Raw genomic sequence first — 22690 nt, 5'->3', positions numbered from 1 at the left:
TGACAGGAAAATGAGCAGATTTGTGACAGCGGATAAGATTGAATCTGTGACAGCTCATGAAGTTATTAACAACATTACGGTGACGTGAACAGCATCCGCGGGGATGAAATAGAACCTGTTGATATCATAACATCCGGCTCGCCTTGCACGGACATCTCAATAGCGGGAAAACGTGCAGGGCTTGACGGGAAGCAGTCCAGTTTATTTTTTCAGGCAATCAGGATCATAAAGGAAATGAGGTGTGCGACAGATGGGAGATACCCAAGATTTATCGTATGGGAGAATGTGCCGGGGGCATTCTCCTCAAATGGCGGGGAGGATTTCAGGGCAGTCCTTAACGCGGTCTGCTCCATTAAAGCCGGGGACATTTCTGTACCTCGACCTCCAAAAGGAAAATGGGCGAATGCCGGATGCGTCATGGCAGACGGGTTTTCCCTCGCGTGGCGGGTATTCGATGCCTGCCTGTGGGGCGTCCCCCAACGTAGGAAACGCATCTACCTTGTCGCAGATTTTGCAGGCGGGAGTGCCGGAAAGGTATTATTTGAGTCCGAAGGCGTGTCAGGGTATACTCCGCAGGGCTTCCGTGCGTGGCAAGGAGCTGCCGGAAGTGCTGCGGAGGGCATTGGAGCGGCAGGCGGCATCTGTTTAAACGACCAGGGCGGAAGCCGCATGGACGTGACCGATGACGTGACGTGTACCTTAAGGGCGGAGGCGCACCATCCCCCGTGTGTGCTGGAGCAGGCAGTATTTGAAAACCACTCTCAGGATACGAGATACACGGGGCCTTTGGAGACCGCGCCCACGGTCAATGCCACCTACGGCATGGGCGGGAACAACCAGCCCTTTGTGGTGGAAACGCCAAAGACGCTGAAAATCCGCGCCGGGGGTGGAAATGGAGGGAAAGGCGCGCTGATACAGGATGACAAGTCGGCCACCCTTTCCTGCAACAATGACCAGACCGTGTTCGTGCCTTTCTGCAAAGGGATGCGCCCGCACTCTGCGGAGGAAGCACCCACATGGAAGGACGGGGAAGTGGCAAATACGCTGAATACTTTCGATATAGGAGAGAGCCGCTGCAATGAGCTTGTGGTGCAGGCATTCGGCATCTGCTCCAAAGAGAGCAACGCCATGAAATCCGGCAATCCGCACAGCGGTTTTTATGAGGCGCAGACCGCACGGACACTTGACTGTAACTGTAATAATCCGTCCTCGAATCAGGGCGGCATCGCTGTAGTTGCGGTGCAGGGCTCCATGATCGGCAGGGATGATAAGAACGGGCCGCAGGGCAGCGGGGTGAATGAGGACGTGTGTTTCAGCCTGACCGGGGCAGACCGCCATGCGGTGGCATACCCCACCTACTGCACGAGCAAGAATTCCCATTTCACGCGGGCGGAAAAGGAACTGGCAAACACGCTGGTGGCTACGGATTACAAGGACCCGCCCGTCATCAATGACGTGCAGACCGCATCCGGCAAGGAGGTGTTCGGCACGCTCTCCGCAAGCATGGGCTCCAAGCAGTGGCTGGGCAACCAGGAGGCGTTCAGCGGTGACTACCATATAGTACAGCCAGACTATATCGTTCGCAGGCTGACCCCCACGGAATGCGCGAGGCTGCAGGGGTTCCCGGACTGGTGGTGTGACGGGCTGGGTACGGAGAATCCCACGGAAGAAGAAATGGCATTCTGGCGGGAGGTGTTCGAGACCCACCGTAAAGTTATAGGCACCTCCAGTAAACCGAAGTCCGACAGCCAGATAAGGAAATGGCTGAAAAATCCCCATTCCGATTCCGCAGAGTACCGTATGTGGGGGAATGGCTGCGCCTTACCGAACGTGTATTTCGTGCTTTGCGGCATTGTGTACTATGCACAGTTCCCGGATTTTTTATTGTGACATTTATTCTGACATTTATGTTGCTTTTATCCCCATTCAGAGTGATTAATGTAATACCGAAAGGGAAAACACGAAAACGGAGGAAAAAAGGATGAGGATTGAGACGAATGCAGCAAACAGGAAAGATGTAGTAAAGGCAGTCAGCGGGATTTTAGGGCAGCCCTCAAAGTACATGGGAGTTCCTACCTGCAGCTACCAGATCGGGAACTGCACCATCGACAGGAGCGGCGCGGTGGAGACGGAGGATGAAAAGACGGCGGAGCTGGTGACGGCAGGGCTTTTGGAGCAGGGCCTTATCGAAACGCCCCACACGGAGGTGGATGAAACAACGGTCAGCCTCCCGGTGGAGGGCATGAGCGCGGAGGGGCTTAAGAACCTCATTTACCTCATCCACAGCAAGCAGTACCTTATCAACCGCGCCTTTGCGGAAGAGGTCTTCCGGATTCCCGCGGAACTGGTGGAGGCGCTCGGCAGCGCGGAGATTCCCGATGCGGAAACTTTCCTGCAGACATTCCAAAACCATGCGGAAGGATGCAGAGGCATCAGCTTCCCGGACGGGAAAGCGGCATTCACCCTCCCCGCCGTCAACGACCCCGACATGATACGGGCATTCACGCACCTTACAGCGGCGATGGCGCAGCAGGCAAAGGAGCAGAAACGCATCAGGCCGGATGAGACCATCGAGGAAAACGAGAAATACTACATGAGGATATGGCTCCTGCGCCTGGGCTTCGGCGGCGCGGAGGGAAAAGAGGTCAGGAACCTCCTGCTTAAGAACCTGAAAGGGCATTCCGCTTTCCGCACCGAGGCAAACAAACAGAGGTGGCAGGAAGCCCGCAGGAACGAGCGGGAGGCGGCAAGGCTGCAGGCGGCGGTGGAAGCGGCAGGGCAGCCGGAGGCGCAGCTTGCGGAGACGGTGGCGGACGCGGTCCTGATTGAGCAGGTGAACCAGAGTTTTGAAAAGGGAATGGAGTAAACCGCCGCCCGCATTTATACCATAGAAGATACCCGTACTAACACAGCTAAAAAGGCTGTAAAACACACAAATTTACGGCCTTTTCCCCAAGAATCTTTGTGTACATTATGAGCAGAAATAAGTGGATAAACAGTGCGTTCAGAGTGATTAATAGACTACCAAAAGAAAAGCAAGCGCAAGGAGGAAACGCACATGAGGACACAGAGATTCGGGATCGAGATTGAAATGACGGGCATTACAAGGGAAAAGGCAGCGGAGGCCATCGCAGAATATTTCGGGACAGAGAGCTTTTACATCGGCACCTACTACAAGACCTACGGGGCAAAGGACCGGCAGGGCAGGACATGGAAAGCCACTTTCGACTCCAGCATCATCGCACAGAAAAAGAGCGGCGGGCGCACGGTGCGGGCAGCGGACGAATACAAATGCGAGATCGTCAGCCCCATCCTTACCTACGAAGACCTGCCGGATTTGCAGGAGGTGGTGAGACAGCTAAGGCAAAAAGGGGCTTTTGTAAACGGCCAGTGCGGCATCCACATCCATGTGGACGCCAGCCGCTACACGCCGCAGACCCTGCGGAACCTGGTGAACATCATAGCGAGCAAGGAGGACATCCTTTACAAAGCCCTGCGGATAGACCCGGCGAGGATGCGGTGGTGCAAAAAGACCAACGGGGAACTGCTGGAGGCCATCAACCGCAGGAAGCCGCAGACGATGGAAGCCTTGAAGGACATCTGGTACGCAGGCTCCACAAGGGGCAGGGACGAGCATTACAACGATACAAGGTACCACGGGCTGAACCTGCATTCGACCTTCACCAAAGGGACGGTTGAGTTCCGGCTTTTCAACAGCACCACCCACGCGGGCGAGATAAAAGCATACATACAGTTCTGCCTTGCGGTGAGCCACCAGGCGCTGACGCAGAAGAAAGCCTCCGCAAGGAAGACTGTGACCGACAACGAAAAATACGCATTCCGGTGCTGGATGCTCCGGCTGGGCTTAAGCGGGGACGAGTTCAAGACCTGCAGGCTCCACTTCCTGAAACACCTGGAAGGCAACTCCGCATGGCGGAACGCGGCTTGAAGGCCATAACGGGCGGGAGACCGCCCTTAAGGCAGTAGGAGGGCAGCCTCACTAAAAAATGAAAGGATGATGTGATTATGAAGAAACGCTACATTGCTTACGGCAGCAACATGGACGAGGGGCAGATGGCCCACAGGTGCCCCACAGCGCGGCTTCTGGGGCAGACGGAGGTGGAAGGTTACCGCCTGCTGTTCAAAGGCTCGCTGACGGGGGCATACGCCACCATAGAGCCGCAGGAGGGCGGCAGGGTGCCGGCGCTGGTCTGGGAGATCGGGGAGGCGGACGAGGCAAGCCTTGACCGCTACGAGGGCTTCCCTTCCTTTTACTACAAAAAGGACCTGACGGTGAGCCTCGGCGGGCAGGAAGTGACGGCGATGGCCTACATCATGGACGAGCGGAGGCGGCTGGGCGAACCCGGCGGCGCTTACTACGGAGTGCTGGAACGCGCCTATGAGAAATTCGGGTTCCCGATGGAGACGCTGGAAACCGCCTGCAGGGAATGCAGGCCGGACAGGGCGCTTCCGGGCGGCTGGCGGACAGGCGACACCTGCTTCCTGCTGACCCATAAGAAAAAGGGGCTGACAAACCAGTACACCGTGCAGGGGTATGACGGCAGGTATTTTGAGCTTACCGACAGGGCGCAGAATTTCTACCGCGTATCCACAGGCAGGATGTTCCGCAGCCGTGAGGCGGCTTTGGCATCCCTGCGGGGGAACGGGGGTGCGCAGGATGCGGATTGTATATGATGATGCGATGCAGGAGACGATGGCGGCGGCAGTCGGGGAGTTCATGGATGCCCTCAACGTGGAAGAAATAGTACGCTATGAATGGGGGACGGACAGGGTGCAGATGCACCTGCTGAAAAAGAAGCTCGGCGCTTATCTGGAATATTACAGGATGAGTATCGGGAACACCGTCACCCACGCCTACGGTATCGGCAACAACTGCCAGTACCCGGTCTATTACCACCCGGAAGGAGTGGATGAGATACAGCAGTGCGGATACATCAACATCAACTCTGGAATGTACGGCGAGGGATTCGTGAGCTGCGAGGATTATAACGGGAAGCGTATCGGGGCGGCCTATGAGGTCAGGACACGCGGTGTGAAGAAAAAATGAATGCGGCATGGAAAGGAGGCGGATTGATATGGCGATGCAGCAAAAATCACCGGGAAATGCACACCAGAAGCGCAACTGCTGGCAGCGGGGAAATGGCTCCTACAGCATGAGGGGCGAGCTGCGCCGGGGCATTTCCCTTAACAAGAAGTACCTGAACAGGAAGGTCCGGCACAGCAGTAAGCAGGCGTTAAGGCACGGCGAATACAGGCGAGTGTGCAAGACCTTACATATGGTGGAGTTCTCGTAATCCGCCATAAATTTTCGGGAGGGAAAGGGATGCTGACGGAGAAAATAAAAGAACAGATATTCGCAGTCCGCGACAGCGGGGCGGCCAACATGTGTGAGATGGCGGCGGTGCAGCGGGCCGCGTTTGACAGGGGCTTTTATGAACTGGTGCTTTTTATCGAGGAAAACAGGGAGTCCTATTGGGATTTTGTCCTTACGGGCAAGGAATGACACGGCGGGGCGGCTTTCCGGGAAGGGATGCCGCCCACCATAATGTACACAATTCCCAGCCATTATCTTTGGTACATTTATGAAGCAGATATAAGTGGATAATACCTGCATCCAGAGGTAACATGTGTACTACCAAAAGGAAAACGGAGGGAAACAGGATGCTGAACAGGAAATTTGAAGGGGCGATACTTTTCGAGATCGACTACACACCGAAGGGAACAAAGGAAATGAAGACCGTCAAGGTCTGGGCAAAGAACCGGCTGGACGCATCAAACTACATGATACTGAACCACATTTGGGGAAAGCAGCATGAGATCAGGGTTGCAACAGCCAACTTTTTGAAATAAGGGAGGAAAAGAGGATGAGGGCAGAAGATACATTACAGTTCATGGCGGATTTTTACCCGTCAATATTCCCCACAAGGAAACACTGCTTAAACCATTTGTTCTGCACAATAGGGAACGGGTACAGATGGGTGAAGGGCGAGCTGGTGGAGGACGATGATAAAAAATACAACAGGTACCGCCTTGTAAAGCCGGTAAGGAAAGCGGAGTTCGAAGATGAGCGGGACTGGTGGGTAAGATACCGTTTTGAACTGGAGATGCATGAGGAGACAGGGAAGCGGATCAACCCGGATTATTTCTTCGAATGGTCGCAGCCAAGCAGGGAATATTCCTACATCTACCATTTCCCCAAAAACATCAGGCCGGACTGGAAGGCGCTGCTGGAGGAATGCAGGCAGATGCTCAAGGAGGATGGCGTGGAGATCTAGCCGCGCCATAATGTACACAATTCCCGGCTGTTATCTCTGGTACATTTATGAAGCAGATATAAGTGGATAATACCTTCGTTCAGAGGTAACATGTGTCTAACAAAAGGAAAACGGAGGGAAAAAGGATGGTAAGAAAAGGGGTAATCGGGATACCGCAGGACGGAAGGATGACAGCCTGCAGCTATACGGTAAAGCATTATGAGGAAGGAAGCAGGTACGGGATTGACGGCGGGAGGATTTCCAAGCTGGCCATAAAGATAGACGGGAAGACCACCTGCTGCTATGACAGGGGATGGGACTGCGAGCCGGAGGATGACGCAACAAAAGCGGCGCTGGCGATCCTGATCATGGAATACAACTAGGAGGGAAAAACACGATGAAGGAAATTTACAACGGATATGATTTGCAGACAGAATGGGATGATGAGGCGCTTGGGTTTGGATTCAGCGTCCATGACAAAAACGGCGCGGAGGTTTCCCGCAGCGTTGACCCATATTTTTATGAAGAGAACGCACTGACAGCGGCGAGGGCAGCGGCGGACGCGCTCCCGGAACAGGGATAAAGGCAGAGGAGGGAAAGAGGATGAAACTATACAGGGTGGATTACTACGAATGGAACTACACATTTTCAGATTTGTTACCGAGGCAGATGCTTTCGGTGGGGAAGGACGCGGAGGAAGCCATTGCAAACGTAAAACCGAGGGCGGACAGCGACGCAAGGAATTTTTCCGCAAAAGAGATAAAAACAGTCATGGGCCATAAGATAGTGGTCAGATAAAAGCACATACATAGCAGCGGAAAGGGTTCCTCCGGGAGCCCTTTTCTGCTGCGGAAATTTAAGGGAAGGAGGCGGCACAGGTGCAGAGCGGAAGGAAACCCAAGCCCACGGCGGTCAAGGCGCTGGAGGGCAACCCCGGCAAGCGCAGCCTTAACACGGGCGAGCCGAAGCCGGAAAAGAAAGCGCCCCGCTGTCCGGCATGGCTGGAGGGCGAGGCAAAGAAAGAATGGAAGCGGATGGCGGGGCAGATGGAGAAGCTGGGCATCCTCACGGAAATAGACATGGCGGCATTCGCCGGGTACTGCCAGGCATATGCCAGATGGAAGGAGGCCGAAGAATTCATCACACAGCACGGCACCATCGTGAAGACCCCATCCGGCTACTGGCAGCAGGTTCCGCAGGTATCCATCGCGCAGACCTATTTAAAGATCATGAACCGTTTCTGCGAGCAGTTCGGCCTTACCCCTTCCTCCCGGAGCCGGATCGTTGCGGATAACGGCGAGGATAAAGAGAGTGACACGATGGAGCTTTTGCTCTTTAAGGGAGGCGGGGGATAGTGTTTGATGAGGAAAAGGCGAAACGGACGGTAGACTTCATTAACTGCCTGAAACATACCAAAGGGAAATGGCGGGGGCAGCCCTTTGAACTGCTCCCGTGGCAGGAGGCGATCATCCGGGATGTGTTCGGCACGGTGAAGGAGAACGGGTACCGGCAGTACAACACCGCCTATGTGGAAATCCCGAAGAAAAACGGGAAATCGGAACTGGCGGCGGGCGTGGCGTTATATATGACCTGCGGCGATAATGAGTGGGGCGCAGAGGTTTACGGCTGTGCCTCTGACCGACAGCAGGCATCCATCGTCTTTGACGTGGCGGTGGATATGGTGGAGCAGTGTCCGGCACTGAAAAAGCGCATCAAGCCCGTTATGTCGGTAAAGCGGCTGGTGTATAAGCCAACGAATAGTTTTTATCAGGTGCTTTCGGCAGAGGCATATACGAAGCATGGTCTGAATGTACACGCTGTTATTTTTGACGAGCTGCACAGCCAGCCGAACCGGGAGCTGTTCGATGTCATGACCAAAGGTTCCGGCGATGCCAGGACGCAGCCTTTATTCTTTTTAATTACCACTGCAGGCACAGACCGCCATTCCGTCTGTTTCGAGCAGCACCAGAAGGCGGAGGACATCCTGCAGGGCAGGAAGACAGACCCTACATTTTACCCTGTGATCTATGGCGCGTCCGATGATGCGGACTGGTCATCGGAGGATGTGTGGAGGAAAGCGAACCCCTCGCTGGGGCATACCATTGACATTGAGAAAGTGCGGAATGCCTATCTCAGTGCCAAAGACAATCCGGCAGAGGAAAATATATTCCGGCAGCTCCGTCTGAACCAGTGGGTGAAGCAGTCCACAAGGTGGATGCAGATGGAGAAATGGGATGCCTGCGCCTTCCCCGTGGATGAGCGGGAAGTGCTGGGGCGGGAATGTTACGGAGGCTTGGATTTATCCAGTTCCATTGACATCACCGCTTTTGTCCTGGTATTCCCTCCGAGAAATGACACGGAGAAATATATTTTACTTCCGTACTTCTGGATACCGGAAGAAAATATGCGCCTGCGTGTGCGCCGTGACCATGTGCCTTATGACGTGTGGGAGAAGCAGGGATTCCTGCATACCACGGAGGGCAACGTGATCCATTATGGTTTTATAGAGAATTTCATTGATGATCTCGGAAAGAAATTTCATATCAAAGAGATCGCATTCGACAGGTGGGGCGCTGTTCAGATGGTGCAGAACCTGGAGGGGCTTGGCTTTACGGTGGTTCCCTTCGGGCAGGGCTTTAAAGATATGTCGCCGCCCACCAAGCGGCTGATGGAGCTGGTGCTGGAGAAGAACATTGCCCACGGCGGGCATCCCGTCCTGCGGTGGATGATGGATAACATCTTCGTCCGCACAGACCCGGCGGGGAACATCAAGCCGGACAAGGAGAAGTCCACGGAGAAGATTGACGGTGCTGTGGCAACAATAATGGGATTAGACCGTGCGATACGGAACGGCGGCATCAGCACGGGAAGTGTGTACGATGAAAGAGGGATTCTGACGATTTGATGTAGGGAGGTGCCTATGAAACTGCCATCCATTTTTGGAATGAGGGGTGCGAGGGATAAGCCAAAGGACAGCTACGGCGGTTCGGTCTATTCCTTTTTCTTTGGGAGAAGCACCAGCGGGAAAAATGTGAATGAGCGTACCGCCATGCAGACCACGGCGGTCTATTCCTGTGTGCGGATACTGGCGGAGGCGGTTGCATCGCTCCCCATCCATGTGTACCGCTATACGGAGACCGGGAAGGAACGTGTGTATGACCACCCATTATATTATTTACTCCATGACGAGCCGAACCCGGAGATGACTTCCTTCGTGTTCCGGGAGACGCTGATGAGCCACCTTCTCATATGGGGCAATGCCTACGCGCAGATCATCCGGGATGGGAGCGGCAGGGTGTTATCTTTATATCCATTGCTCCCGGACAAGATGGAGGTTGACCGTGACGAGCATGGGCGGCTTTTCTACACTTACACCCGGAATACGGACGAGAACCCCAACTTTTCTGAATACGGCAGGGTGCGCTTAAGGCCGGAGGATGTGCTGCATATCCCCGGTCTTGGTTTTGACGGGCTGGTGGGGTATTCGCCCATCGCTATGGCAAAGAACGCGGTGGGCATGACACTTGCCTGCGAGGAATACGGTGCGTCCTTTTTCGAGAACGGGGCTACGCCGGGCGGTGTGCTGGAGCATCCGGGGGTATTGAAGGACCCGGCGAAGATAAGAGAGAGCTGGCATTCCGTTTACGGCGGCTCCAAGAATGCCGGACGTGTGGCCGTTTTGGAAGAGGGGATGAAATTTCAACAGGTAGGGATTCCCCCGGAGGAAGCGCAGTTTTTGGAAACACGGAAGTTCCAGATAGACGAGATCGCGCGGCTGTACCGCATCCCGCCGCACATGGTGGGCGACCTTGACAAGAGCAGCTTTTCCAACATCGAACAGCAGTCACTGGAATTCGTGAAATATACCTTAGACCCGTGGGTGATCCGGTGGGAGCAGTCCATACAGAAAGCATTGTTCCTTCCGCAGGAGAAAAAAGAATATTTCGTGAAGATGAACGTGGACGGCCTGCTCCGGGGCGATTATGAAAGCAGGATGAAGGGTTACTCCATCGGCATCCAGAATGGGTTTATGTGTCCGAATGATATACGGCGGCTGGAAAGCATGGATTTGATACCCGTGGAGGAGGGTGGTGAATTTTTTCTCACCAACGGGAACCTATGCCGATTAAAGGACGCAGGGCTTTTCGGGAGAATTCCGGGGGAGTCACAGGAGGAATAAATATATAGAAACAGGCGGGCGGTGTTCTGCCTGTTTTTTCTATGCAGAAAGCGAGGTTAGCAGGAATGAAAAGGAAGTTCTGGAACTGGATCAAAAATGATGCGGGCGGGGTGGAAGAGCGCACCCTCGTGCTGAACGGTGAGATTTCGGATGAGACGTGGTACGGGGATGAGGTGACGCCTGCGCTGTTCGCAAAGGAGCTGAATGCCGGGAGCGGGAACATCACCGTATGGATCAATTCACCGGGCGGCGATGTGTACGCCGCGGCACAGATTTACAACATGCTCATGGAGTATAAGGGCGATGTGACCGTGAAGGTGGACGCACTGGCGGCTTCGGCAGCGTCCGTCATCGCTATGGCGGGTACCACAGTGCTGATGTCGCCGCTGGCAATGATGATGATCCATAATCCGATTACGGTAGCAATCGGGGATTCCAAAGAGATGCAGAAAGCGGGAGAGATGCTGAATGAAGTGAAGGAGGGCATCATGAACGCCTACGAGATCAAGACCGGGATGGACCGTAAGAGGATTTCACACCTCATGGATGCGGAGTCTTGGTTCAATGCAAAGAAAGCCGTGGAGCTTGGCTTTGCGGACGGCATCCTGCATGAAGGGGAAAGTACGGATGAACCAGAGGATATGGCATTGGAGGGGATGATGTTCTCCCGGACGGCAGTGACCAATTCCCTGCTGACCAAACTCATCCCCAAAAAGCCGGAGGCAAAGGTACCAATAGAGCAACTGGAAAAAAGGCTGCAACTGTTATCACATTAAAAATTTATGGAGGGAAATGTTATGAGTAAGATTTTAGAACTGAGGGAAAAACGGGCAAAGGCATGGGAGGCGGCGAAGAAGTTCCTCGACAGCAAGCGCGGGGAGGATGGTCTGCTTTCCGCAGAGGACACCGCCGCCTATGAGAAGATGGAGAAAGAGGTAGTCGATCTTGGGAAAGAGATCGAGCGCCTGGAGCGGCAGGCCGCCATTGACGCGGAATTAAGCAAGCCCACCTCCGAACCAATCACCAACAAGCCCAACAACCACCCGGACGGGGAGGAAAAGACGGGCAGGGCAACGGATAATTACAGGAGGACGTTCTGGAACACCATGCGCAGGAAGAACTTCTTCGATGTGGAGAACGCCCTGCAGGTGGGAACAGATTCCGAGGGCGGCTATCTTGTGCCGGATGAGTTTGAACACACCTTAGTGGAAGCATTGGAGGAAGAAAACTGTTTCCGCAGCCTTGCCACCGTCATCCAGACCTCCAGCGGCGACAGGAAGATTCCTGTGGTGGCATCCAAAGGCGAGGCGGCATGGATTGACGAGGAAGGGGCATACCCGGAATCGGATGATTCCTTCGGGCAGGTCTCCATCGGCGCTTTCAAGGTGGCGACCATGATCAAGGTATCGGATGAACTGTTAAATGACAATGTATTCAACTTAGAGGCTTACATCTCCAAGGAGTTCGGGCGCAGGATTGGCACCAAGGAGGAGGAAGCCTTTTTCATTGGGGACGGCAAGGGCAAGCCTACAGGTATTTTAAATGCCACAGGCGGCGCTTCCGATGGCGTGACCACCGCCACGGCCAACATCACCTTTGATGACGTGATGGACCTTTTCTATTCCCTGAAAGCGCCTTACCGTAAAAAGGCAGTGTGGTTATTGAATGACACCACCGTGAAAGCCCTGCGGAAACTGAAAGATAACAATGGGAATTATATCTGGCAGCCTTCCGTGCAGGCAGGGGTGCCGGACATGATCTTAAACCGCCCTTACCACACTTCCTCCTATGTGCCGGAAGTGGCGGCGGGCAGCAAGGTGATGGCATTCGGTGATTTCTCTTACTACTGGATTGCCGACAGGCAGGGGCGCTCCTTCAAACGTCTGAATGAACTGTTTGCGGCCACCGGGCAGGTGGGATTCCTTGCCTCACAGCGTGTGGACGGCAAACTGATCCTTGCCGAAGCGGTAAAGACCATGAAGGTGAAATCTTCTGCATCATCAGCATCATAAGAAGGGAGACGGCATGGATGGCGGTTCTGACATTGAAGGAGACAAAACAGTATCTCCGGGTGGACAGCAGTGATGAAGATTCCTTTATTTCGGGATTGATTGAGACCGGGGAGAGGCTGTGTGCGGATGTGGCGCGGATGGAGAAATCAGAGCTGGAAGCGAACCTCCCGATGGCGCGGATTGCCGTCCTCTATGCCGCCGCCTACCTTTATGAACACCGGGAGCAGGCTGACCACGGGGAATTAGTTCAGACGCTGCGCTCCCTGCTGTTTGGCATACGGAAAGAGGTGTTCTGATGGCACTTGGGGAATGGAAGGACAGGATAATCATTCAGAAGAGCGTGGCGGGCAATGACAAAGCGGGGAACCATGTGCTGGAATGGCAGGATTACTACACCTGCCATGCCTATGTGAACAACCTTTCCGGGAAGGAGTATTGGGAGGCGGCACAGCTTAATGCGGAGAAGGAAGTGTTTTTCCTCATCCGCTATTGCAGCGAAGCCGCCGCCATTGACACGGAGCATTTCCGCATCCTGTTCCGGGGGCAGGTGTATAACATCACGTTCATTGACAACGTGAAATACCAGAATAAAACTATAAAGCTGCGGGCGGCTTTGGAAAAGAGGTAGGGATGTCTGAAAAGAAAGTATCCATCGAGCAGATGGCGGAGGCGGTCATGGACGGCCTGATTGAGTATGCCGGGCTTGCCACGGACGTGATGAAGGACTGCGTCACCAAAGCCGGGAACACGGTCAAAACGGAAGTGAAAGCCAATGCGCCCGTTCGGACGGGGCAGTACAAAAAAGGGTGGGCGGTGAAGAAGCAGAAAGAAACCGCCAATTCTCTGGAACTGGTGGTGCATAACAAAAAGCGTTACCAGCTTACCCATCTTCTGGAGAAAGGCCATGCCAAGCGTGGCGGTGGGAGAGTCCGGGCATTCCCCCATATCGCCCCTGCAGAACAGGCGGGCATCCGGGAACTGGAGGAAGGCATCAAAAGGGGGCTGGAAGGATGAAGCACGAAGAAGTATTGAAGATGATGGAGGAAATGAAGCTGCCTTTTGCCTATGACCATTTCGTGGAAGGCGAATCCCCGGAGCCGCCATTCCTTGTATTCCTATATCCCAAAGCCGACAATTTCGCGGCGGATGGGATCGCGTATTTCAAAATAAACCAGCTTGACATTGAACTGTACACCGATCTGAAAAACCCGGAACTGGAAGAAACCATAGAGGCGGTGCTTTTGAAGCACGGTATTTTCTATGGGAAATCGGAAACGTGGATAGAGTCAGAAAAACTGTACGAAGTCCTGTATGAAATGGAGGTCTGAAATGAAGAACAACAATAAAGTGAAATTCAACATCTGCAACTGCCATTACGCTTTGCAGAAAACACAGGAGAATGGGGAGACCGGGTTTGAGACGCCCGTGGCAATGCCTGGTGCGGTTTCCATCGCACTGGACCCCAACGGGGAGCCGGAATCGTTCTATGCGGACGGCATCGAGTATTACATCATAGCCAACAACATGGGCTATGACGGCGATCTGGAACTGGCTTTGATTCCTGAAAGTTTCCGCACGGATGTGTTGAAAGAGGAAGCGGATAATAATGAAGTATTGGTGGAGAACGCCCATTCTGAGACGGCGGCTTTTGCGCTGCTCTTTGAGTTTGACGGTGACATCCGCAAGATACGCCATGTGCTGTATAACTGTTCCGCAAGCCGCCCCAAGATCGAGGGCAAGACCAATGAAGAGAGCCGGGAGGTGCAGACCGAGACGCTGACCATCAAGGCGCGCCCGCTGGCAAGCGGCTATGTGAAAGCCAAGAGCGGGAACAGGACATCTGCGGAGACGTATGCCAACTGGTATAAATCCGTATATCTGCCGGAACCCAAAGCGGTGGAAGCAGAAACAGAAGGACAGGGATGAAGGAGGCTGAAAGGATATGAGCATTGTAAGGAAGATAGAGATTGACGGGCAGGATGTACTTTTCAAGGCATCGGCGGCAATTCCGAGGATTTACCGTTTGAAGTTCCAGCGTGATATTTATAAGGATTTGCGGATTCTGGAAAAGAGCATAGGGGAGGGGGATGAGGAAAACTCCAACCTTGATCTGTTCTCATTGGAGATGTTCGAGAATATCGCCTACACGATGGCGAAGCACGCCGACCCACAGATTCCCAATGAAGTGGATGAGTGGCTGGACGGTTTCAACACATTTTCCATCTACCAGGTTCTTCCGCAATTGATAGAGCTGTGGGGGTTGAACGTGCAGACGGATGTGGAGGCTAAAAAAAACTTCGCCCAACTGAGCGGGAAATGACCACGCCGCTGTTCCTTCTGCGGTGTGTGCAGCTAGGGCTTTCGATGGCAGACCTTGACCTGCTCTCCATTGGGCTTATCAATGATATGTACTGCGAAAGCAGGAACGACTCATTTTCCTACGCTGTACTTGGCGATCAGGCCGCAATGGACGCATTTTGATTGAAAAAACAGCCTTTTTCTGCTATGATTGGTAGTGGAAAAGGGCTGTAAGTATGACTTACAAGTCGCAATTTATCGGAGGAAAACATTCATGAAAAAGATTACTTCAATGATTGGTATTATAATTTTTTTATTCCTTATAACATCATGTAACCATAAAGATGTTGAAGATATTTCTGCTGATACAACTCAGCAGGTAGAAGAAACTAAAAATCAACATATTGAATCGCAGGAAATTATTGAAACAGATTCTTTGAGTTGGCTTGAAATTACAGAGGATGGAGTTAATGAGGAACTTTATTTGGAAAATTTAGATGCAGAAGTATTAGAAGCAGTTGCTACGAAACTTCGAGCATTAGTTGAAGAAGAAGTCGAAGCAGAGCGGGAAAATCCAGAAATAGTGATAACTGAAGGTTGGACAAGGGTATTTGACAGTGAACAATATAATGAAGTGCTGAATATGGGTGAGTCGGCTATGAAGCCGTTATATTGGATTATCTACAAAAGTCCGAATGCGGGAATGTATGAATATATTTGTGCAACTGCATTATATGAATTGTCTGGTTATGATTTCACAAATGAGGATGGGAGTCTTACATGGGTCAATTCCAAAGAATTTCTTGATAGATTCAATGAAAAAATTTTAAGCGATAGAAAAAGATAACTTCTCATTTGCAGGGCTGATACAACAGTAGAAAAATAGAATAGAATTCTTACATAGGCACTTGCCATAACGGCAGGTGTCTTTTTTTACGCTTTTTTCAGGGAGCCTTTGGGCTTCCTTTTTTCGTTATGGGGAGGTGCTTTGGGTGGGTGCGTCAAGGATACAGGGAATCACGGTGGAAATCGGCGGTGACACCACAAAGCTGACCGCCGCGCTGAAAGGGGTAAACGGGGAGATACGCACTACGCAGTCACAGCTCCGGGACGTGGAGCGACTCTTAAAGCTGGACCCCGGCAACACGGAACTGCTGGCACAGAAGCACAGGCTCCTTGCGCAGGCGGTACGGGAGACGAAGGAAAAGCTGGAAACCCTGAAAGCCGCTGCGGAGCAGGCAAATGAGGCACTGGCAAAAGGGGAGATCACACAGGAGCAGTATGACGGCCTGCAGCGGGAGATCATCGAGACCGAGGAAAAGCTGAAAAGCCTCGAAGAACAGGCGAACCAGTCGGCGGTGGCGGTGCAGAAGATTTCTGCCGTGGGCGAGGACTTGAAGAACCTTGGGGATAAGATTTCCGGCGTGGGGACTACCCTCACCAAGACCGTGACCACGCCCATTGTGGGGCTTGGCACGATGGCGGTAAAGACGGCGGCGGACTTCGATACCGCCATGAGCCAGGTCGGTGCGGTTTCCGGGGCAACGGGAAAAGACCTTGATGCCCTCCGGGATAAGGCAAGGGAGATGGGGAGCAAGACCAAGTTCTCCGCATCTGAGGCAGCCGAGGCAATGAACTACATGGCGATGGCCGGCTGGAAAACCTCGGATATGCTCTCCGGCATCGAGGGCATCATGAACCTTGCCGCCGCCTCCGGGGAGGACTTGGCAACTACCTCTGATATCGTGACGGATGCGCTTACAGCTTTCGGTCTTACCGCAGCGGATTCCGGGCATTTCGCGGATATCCTTGCGGCGGCAAGTTCCAATGCGAATACCAACGTCTCCATGATGGGCGAGACCTTCAAATACTGTGCGCCCATTGCCGGGGCTTTGGGTTTCTCCGCAGAAGATACCGCAGAGGCAATCGGGCTGATGGGCAATGCGGGCATCAAGTCCACGCAGGCCGGAACTGCGCTTAGAACCATCATGAGCAACCTTTCCGGGGAAGTGAAAATCTGCGGTTCGAGCATCGGGGAGGTCACCATCGCCACCACCAATGCGGACGGGAGCATGAGGGATTTAAGCGCCATCCTGGCTGACTGCCGGACGGCATTCGGTGGATTGTCCGAATCGGAGAAAGCAGCGGCGGCGGAGGCTTTGGTTGGCAAAAATGCCATGTCGGGCTTCCTCGCATTGATGAATGCTGCCCCTGCGGATATTGAAAAGGTGAGCAGCGCCATAGCGAACTGTGACGGGAAGTCTGCGGAAATGGCGGCCACCATGCAGGATAACCTTGCCGGGCAGCTTACCATCCTGAAAAGCCAGCTTGAAGAACTGGCCATTTCTTTCGGTGAAATCCTCATGCCCGCCATCCGCCAGATCGTCACATGGGTGCAGGGATTCGTGGATAAGCTGAACGGCATGGATGAAGGCACCAAGAACACCATCGTCACCATCGGCCTGCTTGCGGCGGCAATCGGTCCCGTGCTTATCGTGATCGGGAAAGTGGTCTCCGCTGTGGGCAGCATTATGACCTTCATCCCGACACTGATCGGCGGCATTTCCAGTATCGGCGGAGGCTTAAGTGCGCTGTGGGGCATCCTTGCGGCGAACCCGGTTACGCTGGTCATTGCGGCAATCGCGGCTCTGATTGCCATCTTTGTGGCACTGTGGAATAACTGCGAGGGCTTCCGTGAGTTCTGGATCAACTTATGGAACGTGATCAAAGAAGCGGCTGTTGCGGTATGGAATGGATTGAAGGATTTCTTTTCCAACATCTGGAACGCCATCACCGGGGCGGCGCAGGCCATCTGGAACGGATTGAAAGACTTTTTCAGCGGGCTGTGGGAAGGGATAAAGAACATCTTCCAGACGGTGCTGGATGTGATAAAGACGCTCATCGTGGCGCGGTTCGAGTTTTATAAGCTGATTATTACAACCGTGCTGAATGTGATACAGACAGTTGTCTCCACGGTATGGAATGCTATAAAAAATGTGATCGAGACTGTGACAAATGCCATCGGCTCTTTCCTGTCCTCCGCATGGGAGACGATAAGGAATACCGTCACCACGGTAATGGAGGCGATTCGCAGTGTAATCACATCTGTATGGGAAGCAATAAAGTCAGCAGTAACGGCGGTGCTTTCCGCCATTAAGGATGTGGTGGTTTCCGCATGGGAGGCGATAAAGAGCGCCATCACCACGGCAATGGAGGCGATACGTTCTGCGGTCATTGCCGCATGGGAAGCCATCAAGAGCGCGGTATCGGCTGCAATCGAGGCGATAAAAAATGTGGCTGTGGCGGCATGGGAGGCCATCAAGTCAGCGGTCATTTCCATTATGGAGGCGATCAAGAGCGCCATCACCGCAGCATGGGAAGCCATCAAATCCGCAGTAAGTTCCGTGGTGGGTGCGATAAAAGAGGTCATTACTTCCGTTTGGAATGCCATTAAATCCACGGTTACCAGTATCGTGGGCGGTCTGAAAGATGCGGTTGTAAATGTGTTCAACAGCCTGCTCTCCGGCATCAAAAACGCCATGAGCGGTATTGCCGGGGCGGTGAAGAGCGGATTCGATGCGGCGATTAATTTTATCAAGAGCCTGCCCTCACAGGCATTGCAGTGGGGCAAGGATATCATCGGCGGTCTGATTGACGGAATCAAGTCAAAGGTCAGCGGTCTTGTGGACAGTGTGAAGGATATCGCGGGAACCATTGCGTCCTTCCTGCATTTCTCCGAGCCTGACGAGGGGCCGCTTTCCAACTTCCACACGTTCATGCCGGATATGATTGATTTACTCGGCAAAGGCATCAAAGGCAACCTCGGAAAGCTGACCGGCCCCATGAAGGAACTGGCAGGAATGCTCATCCCAACAACAGGGGCAATGGAAAGCATCTCATCAGCTGAGAATGGCGGAAACGGGAATGCTTCACTGGCGGCAAGGCTGGATGCCATGTATGAGGTGGTGACAAAGTATCTGCCGCGATTGGCAAACAGCCAGGTAGTATTGGATTCCGGGGTGCTGGTCGGGGAACTGTCAGACGGGCTGAACCGGGAGCTGGGAAAGGCGTATTCATGATCAGGAAATTCAGGCTTATAAACGGGGAAGGGGTGTCATGGGATTTGAACGCCCGGACGTCCTTTTTCCATTCCATTGGCGGCTTCGGCTATAAGGACGGGACGCAGTATGAACAGATCGGCACGGACTTCATCCCTCTGGAGGAATTATTCTCACAGGGGGTGATGACCGGGCGCATCTTTTTTGGCGGCAGGAATGCCTATGTCAATTATAGAGCTTTTTCCCGGTTCGTCCGGGCGGTACCGCTGACCCTCGTGTATGAGATGGAGGAGGCGTTCCGTGTTCCGGTGCGGATGACGGAAATCGCAAAGAGTGAGTTAATCACTGGCGGAGCGGGGCTGGATTGTGAGGTGGCTTTCACGGCAACCGGGCTGTTTTATAAGAATGTTTCCGGCTACAGCGGGACGCTCTCCATCGGCGGGAAAATTTACCCTTACGAATACACCTATGCCTATGCGGACGTGACGCAGAACACGCTGATGATCGACAGCGACAGCCACGGGGACAGCCCATGTAAGGTGACGGTGTACGGCCCCTGCAAAAACCCGGTGTGGAAGCACTATGTAAATAATATTTTGTATGAAACGGGAAGGTATGGGGGCAGCATCCCGGACGGGCATAAGCTGGTCATCGACACCACGCAGATTCCCTACAGCATTACGGAGCGGGGCGTCAGTGATGAGGTGGTGGCTGACCGTTACCAGATGTGCGATTTTACCACGGAGCGTTTCTTTCACCTGCAGTACGGCAGCAACCGTATCTCCGTGGTGCATGAAGGGCTGAATATCTTAAACGTGATGGTAGAGGGGAGGATCAGCTATGAAACCGTATAACGTGGAAATCTTCACGCAGGATTTTGAGATGGTGGGAAACACAAATGTGAACGAAATTACCTATAAAGAGGACTATTTATCTTCCGATGGGAACACGGTCACGGTGCTTGCCCTGTCCGGCATCAGGAAACAGGACTATATCCGCATCAGCCGGGGCGGTGAGGAGTATGCCGGAATCGTGACGGAAATAGGGTATGGAACGGATAAGTCAAAGAAGTTACAGACCATTTCCTACAAGCCATTGATGGAACTGCTGAATACGGATGTGCTGTTTGATGTGGATTTGCAGGGGCAGGGCAGCATGGAGCAGTTCATCTGTGACAGGATAAAAGAAATGTTTATCATCAATGAAGACGAAATGCAGAACATCAAAGGGCTTTCGGTCAGCGCAGTTACGGCCACAAAGGACTGGAGCCTGCACATCACGCCCTCCGACAAAGGCGGGCATTACAACATCGTGAATCTGATTGATTCCGTCATCATTCCGGCAATTGAAAAGTACAGTATCCTTGTAAGGACAAAGCTGGATATCCAGAACCGGGAAGTGCAGATCGTTGTAGGGAAAGCGGCATCCGGGGTAATTACGATTGAGAGCGATCTTCCCAACATCATCAAAAAGAGCGTCACGATAAAACAGGTCAGCGCCGATGTGAATAAACTGGTGATTTATGATTCTTCTGATTATGAAACAAAAAGGGTGTATTATCTCCACCCGGATTTGGGCTATGACACGAAAGACCGTGACCGCATTACCCCGGTGGTCTGTGAGATGCAGGCGGTTTCCCATGAGGAGGGGAGCAGCTTTGAGAGTGCAGCTATAAATGCCGCCCATAATAAGTTCGCAAATTTATCCTATTCCAACTTAATCGAACTGACTATGATGAACGGTGACGCTTTGGTGAAGCCGGAGGAACTGGAATTCGGGCAGGTGGCGGACATCATCTCGGATGGGCAGAGTTACCGAAGCATCCTCACCGGGAGGGAGCGGGGCAGGAACACAAAGCTGGTGTTCGGCACGGTGCGGCTGGATTTGACTAAGATTTTAAGGAGGCAGGAGAATGGCTGATAATATCACACTGAAAACCTATAAGGGCGGCAATGTCACACCGCAGGATGACGCCATCATCTACGAGACGGCGATCCCCGGTAGCGGCATCTTCAAGGGCTGCGAAGTGACGTATGCCAGGGGCAATGTGCTGCATATCTCGCAGGGGTTTGGCATGATCCGTGGGCGGTTCTTTGAGGTGTATGAAACGGAGATTGACGTGCGCCTTGCGGATGTGGGGGAGACACTGCAGGGGCGGGTGTATATCCACCTTGACCTGTCAAATGCGGATGAACCCATCAAGATACTGGCGCAGGCGGCAGCGGAGCTTCCGCCGCTGGATGCGGATGTGAACATTAATTACAACAATTCATCCTATGATCTGGAACTTGCCATCTTCACGGTATCTTCGGCAGGATTGGACGGGCTGACTAAAGTATTCCCCACGCTGAAAGCCGGGAGCGGTGGTGGAGGCGGCGGAGGGGAAACGCTCACCCGTGCCACTTCCTATTCCGTAGGGGATGCGGTGACCGCAGTGGGCGCTCCGGGGTGGGCGACGCTGGTCTGCACACAGGCAGGCACCACAGCCGCATCGGAGCCTTCCGGATATTCGAGGATCACCAAAGTGGGCGACAAAGTTTTAGACGGAACAGCAGTGTTTACTGCGAGAAATATCATCGGGGAGCTGGACGGTGTCATTTCCTCCAATGCATCCCTCGGAGAGTCTGTGCAGACTCTGGATGAAAGAGTGACGGAGATGATGAGCAGCACCGGCCTTGTGATGAAACTGGTGAGCCTTGACGAGTACCGGGCAATGGAAAGTTACAGCGCCACCACCATTTACCTCTGTTATGAGGATGAAGCCACAAAAAGGGTGACGCGGATTTTCGTGGGAGAGGACAGGGTATATGCGGCGGGTGTCAAAGTGACATATCAGATCGACACGGGGTATGCATTAGAAAGGACTGTGCCGGACAGGAAGGATGCCATTGCCGCCGCCCCGGATGCCGCGCTGGAGGGATACACTTTTGTGGGATGGCGGCAGGATAATTCTGCGGAAAAGAAAGTGCTTTCCGAGTTTATCATCAGTTCAGAGGAACCAGTCATGCTTTATGCGGTGTTCAAAAAGCAGATGACCATCGGGCTGATGCCCAATGGCGGGACGCTTGCAGAAACCGGGGCAAAGGAAAATTTCACTGCCTACTGCTATTACAACAACGGGAATGCCCAGAGCGAACCCACCACGGTCCCGGCAAGCCCCTACACGAGAAAAAATATGTCTTTCTGCGGATGGAGCATTGATTCCCTCTCCACGCCATCGTATAAGCCAGGAGAAATGGGAGTATTTCCGGCAGAGGCAGTCCTTTATGCTATGTGGGTAACAACGGAGTATGACTTCCCTTACACAGGGAATTATGTGCAGTTTGTTATCCCCCAGGACGGCATCTATGAGTTTGAGGTGTGGGGCGCTTCCGGCGCTGCGGCGAAGGTGGATTCCCTTACGGCAGAAGGAGGGCTTGGCGGCCATTCCAAAGGCTATAAGAAGATGAAGAAGGATGAAGTGATCTATGTTTATAACGGCGGATCACCGAGCGGCACATCTTATGGGGCAAACGGAGGCGGGAACGGTTACAATTATGCCAGCAGCAAGCAGTACGGGGCAGGAGGAGGCGGTTCCACCCATGTGGCCACAAAACCTTATGGTCTTGGCACGAACAGTTCCAGCGGGCCGTCCTATGCCAACCGCTCCAGCATACTGATCGTGGCGGGAGGCGGAGGCGGCGGGGGAATCGACAATGGGACAGCCCACAAGGGAGGAGACGGCGGAGGGGAGCGTGGCGGGAACGGCTCCGGCGGTGCGCTGGGAGGCCGGCAGATATCCACAGGCAGCAGCCCATCTGAAAACTTTGGCATTGGGGATTATTATTCATCAAGCGGTACCGCTTCTTCCGGCGGTGGTGGCGGATG

Annotated in this window: 29 protein-coding genes; all 29 read left to right on the top strand. The window is 53.4% G+C overall.

From position 1 onward, the window contains the following. The first annotated feature begins 84 nt into the window (after nt 1-84). Nucleotides 85-1890: a DNA cytosine methyltransferase gene (locus D5281_RS20820; RefSeq protein WP_330585205.1), complete on the top strand. Its 1806-nt coding sequence runs from the start codon at nt 85-87 to the stop codon at nt 1888-1890. 91 nt (nt 1891-1981) lie between these two features. Continuing rightward, nucleotides 1982-2866, top strand: coding sequence for a hypothetical protein (locus tag D5281_RS20815; RefSeq protein ID WP_160561942.1), 885 nt, complete (start codon nt 1982-1984; stop codon nt 2864-2866). Between the two features lie 192 nt (nt 2867-3058). Further along, on the top strand, nt 3059-3949 hold the full coding sequence (locus D5281_RS20810) for an amidoligase family protein (RefSeq protein ID WP_160561941.1): 891 nt from the start codon (nt 3059-3061) through the stop codon (nt 3947-3949). 77 nt (nt 3950-4026) lie between these two features. Beyond that, nucleotides 4027-4695 (top strand): gamma-glutamylcyclotransferase family protein, encoded by a 669-nt coding sequence (locus D5281_RS20805; RefSeq protein WP_160561940.1) that lies wholly within the window; start codon nt 4027-4029, stop codon nt 4693-4695. Continuing rightward, nucleotides 4670-5068 (top strand): hypothetical protein, encoded by a 399-nt coding sequence (locus D5281_RS20800; protein WP_160561939.1) that lies wholly within the window; start codon nt 4670-4672, stop codon nt 5066-5068. Before D5281_RS20805 ends, D5281_RS20800 begins: the two co-directional genes overlap by 26 nt. 28 nt (nt 5069-5096) lie before the next feature. Beyond that, nucleotides 5097-5315 (top strand): hypothetical protein, encoded by a 219-nt coding sequence (locus D5281_RS20795; protein WP_016229204.1) that lies wholly within the window; start codon nt 5097-5099, stop codon nt 5313-5315. Nucleotides 5316-5344: 29 nt separating this feature from the next. Then, nucleotides 5345-5524, top strand: coding sequence for a DUF5049 domain-containing protein (locus tag D5281_RS20790; RefSeq protein ID WP_160561938.1), 180 nt, complete (start codon nt 5345-5347; stop codon nt 5522-5524). Nucleotides 5525-5682: 158 nt separating this feature from the next. Continuing rightward, entirely contained in the window at nt 5683-5871 is a 189-nt protein-coding gene (locus D5281_RS20785) for a hypothetical protein (protein WP_160561937.1), read from the top strand. A 14-nt stretch (nt 5872-5885) separates the two neighbouring features. Further along, the gene (locus D5281_RS20780; RefSeq protein ID WP_160240472.1) at nt 5886-6296 is read left to right on the top strand and encodes a hypothetical protein; all 411 of its coding nucleotides are present in this window, start codon (nt 5886-5888) and stop codon (nt 6294-6296) included. Nucleotides 6297-6421: 125 nt separating this feature from the next. Next, nucleotides 6422-6658, top strand: a complete 237-nt coding sequence (locus tag D5281_RS20775; protein WP_016229200.1) for a DUF7678 domain-containing protein — start codon at nt 6422-6424, stop codon at nt 6656-6658. A gap of 14 nt (nt 6659-6672) precedes the next feature. Then, entirely contained in the window at nt 6673-6858 is a 186-nt protein-coding gene (locus tag D5281_RS20770; RefSeq protein WP_016229199.1) for a hypothetical protein, read from the top strand. A 20-nt stretch (nt 6859-6878) separates the two neighbouring features. After that, entirely contained in the window at nt 6879-7073 is a 195-nt protein-coding gene (locus D5281_RS20765; protein WP_160254906.1) for a hypothetical protein, read from the top strand. Between the two features lie 80 nt (nt 7074-7153). Further along, nucleotides 7154-7630, top strand: coding sequence for a phage terminase small subunit P27 family (locus D5281_RS20760; protein WP_251210018.1), 477 nt, complete (start codon nt 7154-7156; stop codon nt 7628-7630). Further along, entirely contained in the window at nt 7630-9180 is a 1551-nt protein-coding gene (locus D5281_RS20755; protein ID WP_330585204.1) for a terminase large subunit, read from the top strand. Before D5281_RS20760 ends, D5281_RS20755 begins: the two co-directional genes overlap by 1 nt. Before the next feature lie 15 nt (nt 9181-9195). After that, nucleotides 9196-10455: a phage portal protein gene (locus D5281_RS20750; protein WP_160561936.1), complete on the top strand. Its 1260-nt coding sequence runs from the start codon at nt 9196-9198 to the stop codon at nt 10453-10455. Between the two features lie 65 nt (nt 10456-10520). Continuing rightward, nucleotides 10521-11231 (top strand): head maturation protease, ClpP-related, encoded by a 711-nt coding sequence (locus D5281_RS20745; protein ID WP_160561935.1) that lies wholly within the window; start codon nt 10521-10523, stop codon nt 11229-11231. Between the two features lie 21 nt (nt 11232-11252). Next, on the top strand, nt 11253-12467 hold the full coding sequence (locus D5281_RS20740) for a phage major capsid protein (protein WP_160561934.1): 1215 nt from the start codon (nt 11253-11255) through the stop codon (nt 12465-12467). A 17-nt stretch (nt 12468-12484) separates the two neighbouring features. Further along, nucleotides 12485-12763: a head-tail connector protein gene (locus D5281_RS20735; RefSeq protein ID WP_160561933.1), complete on the top strand. Its 279-nt coding sequence runs from the start codon at nt 12485-12487 to the stop codon at nt 12761-12763. Next, entirely contained in the window at nt 12763-13095 is a 333-nt protein-coding gene (locus tag D5281_RS20730) for a phage head closure protein (protein WP_160561932.1), read from the top strand. The genes D5281_RS20735 and D5281_RS20730 overlap by 1 nt, the downstream gene beginning before the upstream one ends. 2 nt (nt 13096-13097) lie before the next feature. Beyond that, nucleotides 13098-13481: an HK97 gp10 family phage protein gene (locus tag D5281_RS20725; protein ID WP_160561931.1), complete on the top strand. Its 384-nt coding sequence runs from the start codon at nt 13098-13100 to the stop codon at nt 13479-13481. After that, nucleotides 13478-13795, top strand: coding sequence for a hypothetical protein (locus D5281_RS20720; RefSeq protein ID WP_160561930.1), 318 nt, complete (start codon nt 13478-13480; stop codon nt 13793-13795). The genes D5281_RS20725 and D5281_RS20720 overlap by 4 nt, the downstream gene beginning before the upstream one ends. Before the next feature lies 1 nt (nt 13796). Further along, entirely contained in the window at nt 13797-14393 is a 597-nt protein-coding gene (locus tag D5281_RS20715; protein ID WP_160561929.1) for a major tail protein, read from the top strand. A 16-nt stretch (nt 14394-14409) separates the two neighbouring features. Then, nucleotides 14410-14787: a hypothetical protein gene (locus D5281_RS20710; protein ID WP_016229187.1), complete on the top strand. Its 378-nt coding sequence runs from the start codon at nt 14410-14412 to the stop codon at nt 14785-14787. Continuing rightward, entirely contained in the window at nt 14784-14948 is a 165-nt protein-coding gene (locus tag D5281_RS26085; RefSeq protein ID WP_277935510.1) for a hypothetical protein, read from the top strand. Before D5281_RS20710 ends, D5281_RS26085 begins: the two co-directional genes overlap by 4 nt. Nucleotides 14949-15039: 91 nt before the next feature. Next, nucleotides 15040-15612 carry a hypothetical protein gene (locus tag D5281_RS20705; protein WP_016229186.1) on the top strand — a complete coding sequence of 191 codons (573 nt, stop codon included), beginning with the start codon at nt 15040-15042 and terminating at the stop codon, nt 15610-15612. A gap of 145 nt (nt 15613-15757) precedes the next feature. Next, nucleotides 15758-18844: a phage tail tape measure protein gene (locus tag D5281_RS20700; RefSeq protein WP_330585201.1), complete on the top strand. Its 3087-nt coding sequence runs from the start codon at nt 15758-15760 to the stop codon at nt 18842-18844. Continuing rightward, on the top strand, nt 18841-19677 hold the full coding sequence (locus D5281_RS20695) for a phage distal tail protein domain-containing protein (protein WP_160561928.1): 837 nt from the start codon (nt 18841-18843) through the stop codon (nt 19675-19677). Before D5281_RS20700 ends, D5281_RS20695 begins: the two co-directional genes overlap by 4 nt. Further along, nucleotides 19664-20743 (top strand): hypothetical protein, encoded by a 1080-nt coding sequence (locus D5281_RS20690; protein WP_160561927.1) that lies wholly within the window; start codon nt 19664-19666, stop codon nt 20741-20743. Before D5281_RS20695 ends, D5281_RS20690 begins: the two co-directional genes overlap by 14 nt. Beyond that, on the top strand, nt 20736-22690 hold a 1955-nt coding region (locus D5281_RS20685; protein WP_277935509.1), incomplete at its 3' end, for a glycine-rich protein. The genes D5281_RS20690 and D5281_RS20685, both read left to right, overlap by 8 nt.

Source organism: Parablautia muri, from assembly GCF_009917485.1.
Lineage (GTDB): Bacteria > Bacillota > Clostridia > Lachnospirales > Lachnospiraceae > Suilimivivens > Suilimivivens muri.
This window is presented reverse-complemented; position numbering and strand designations above follow the sequence as displayed.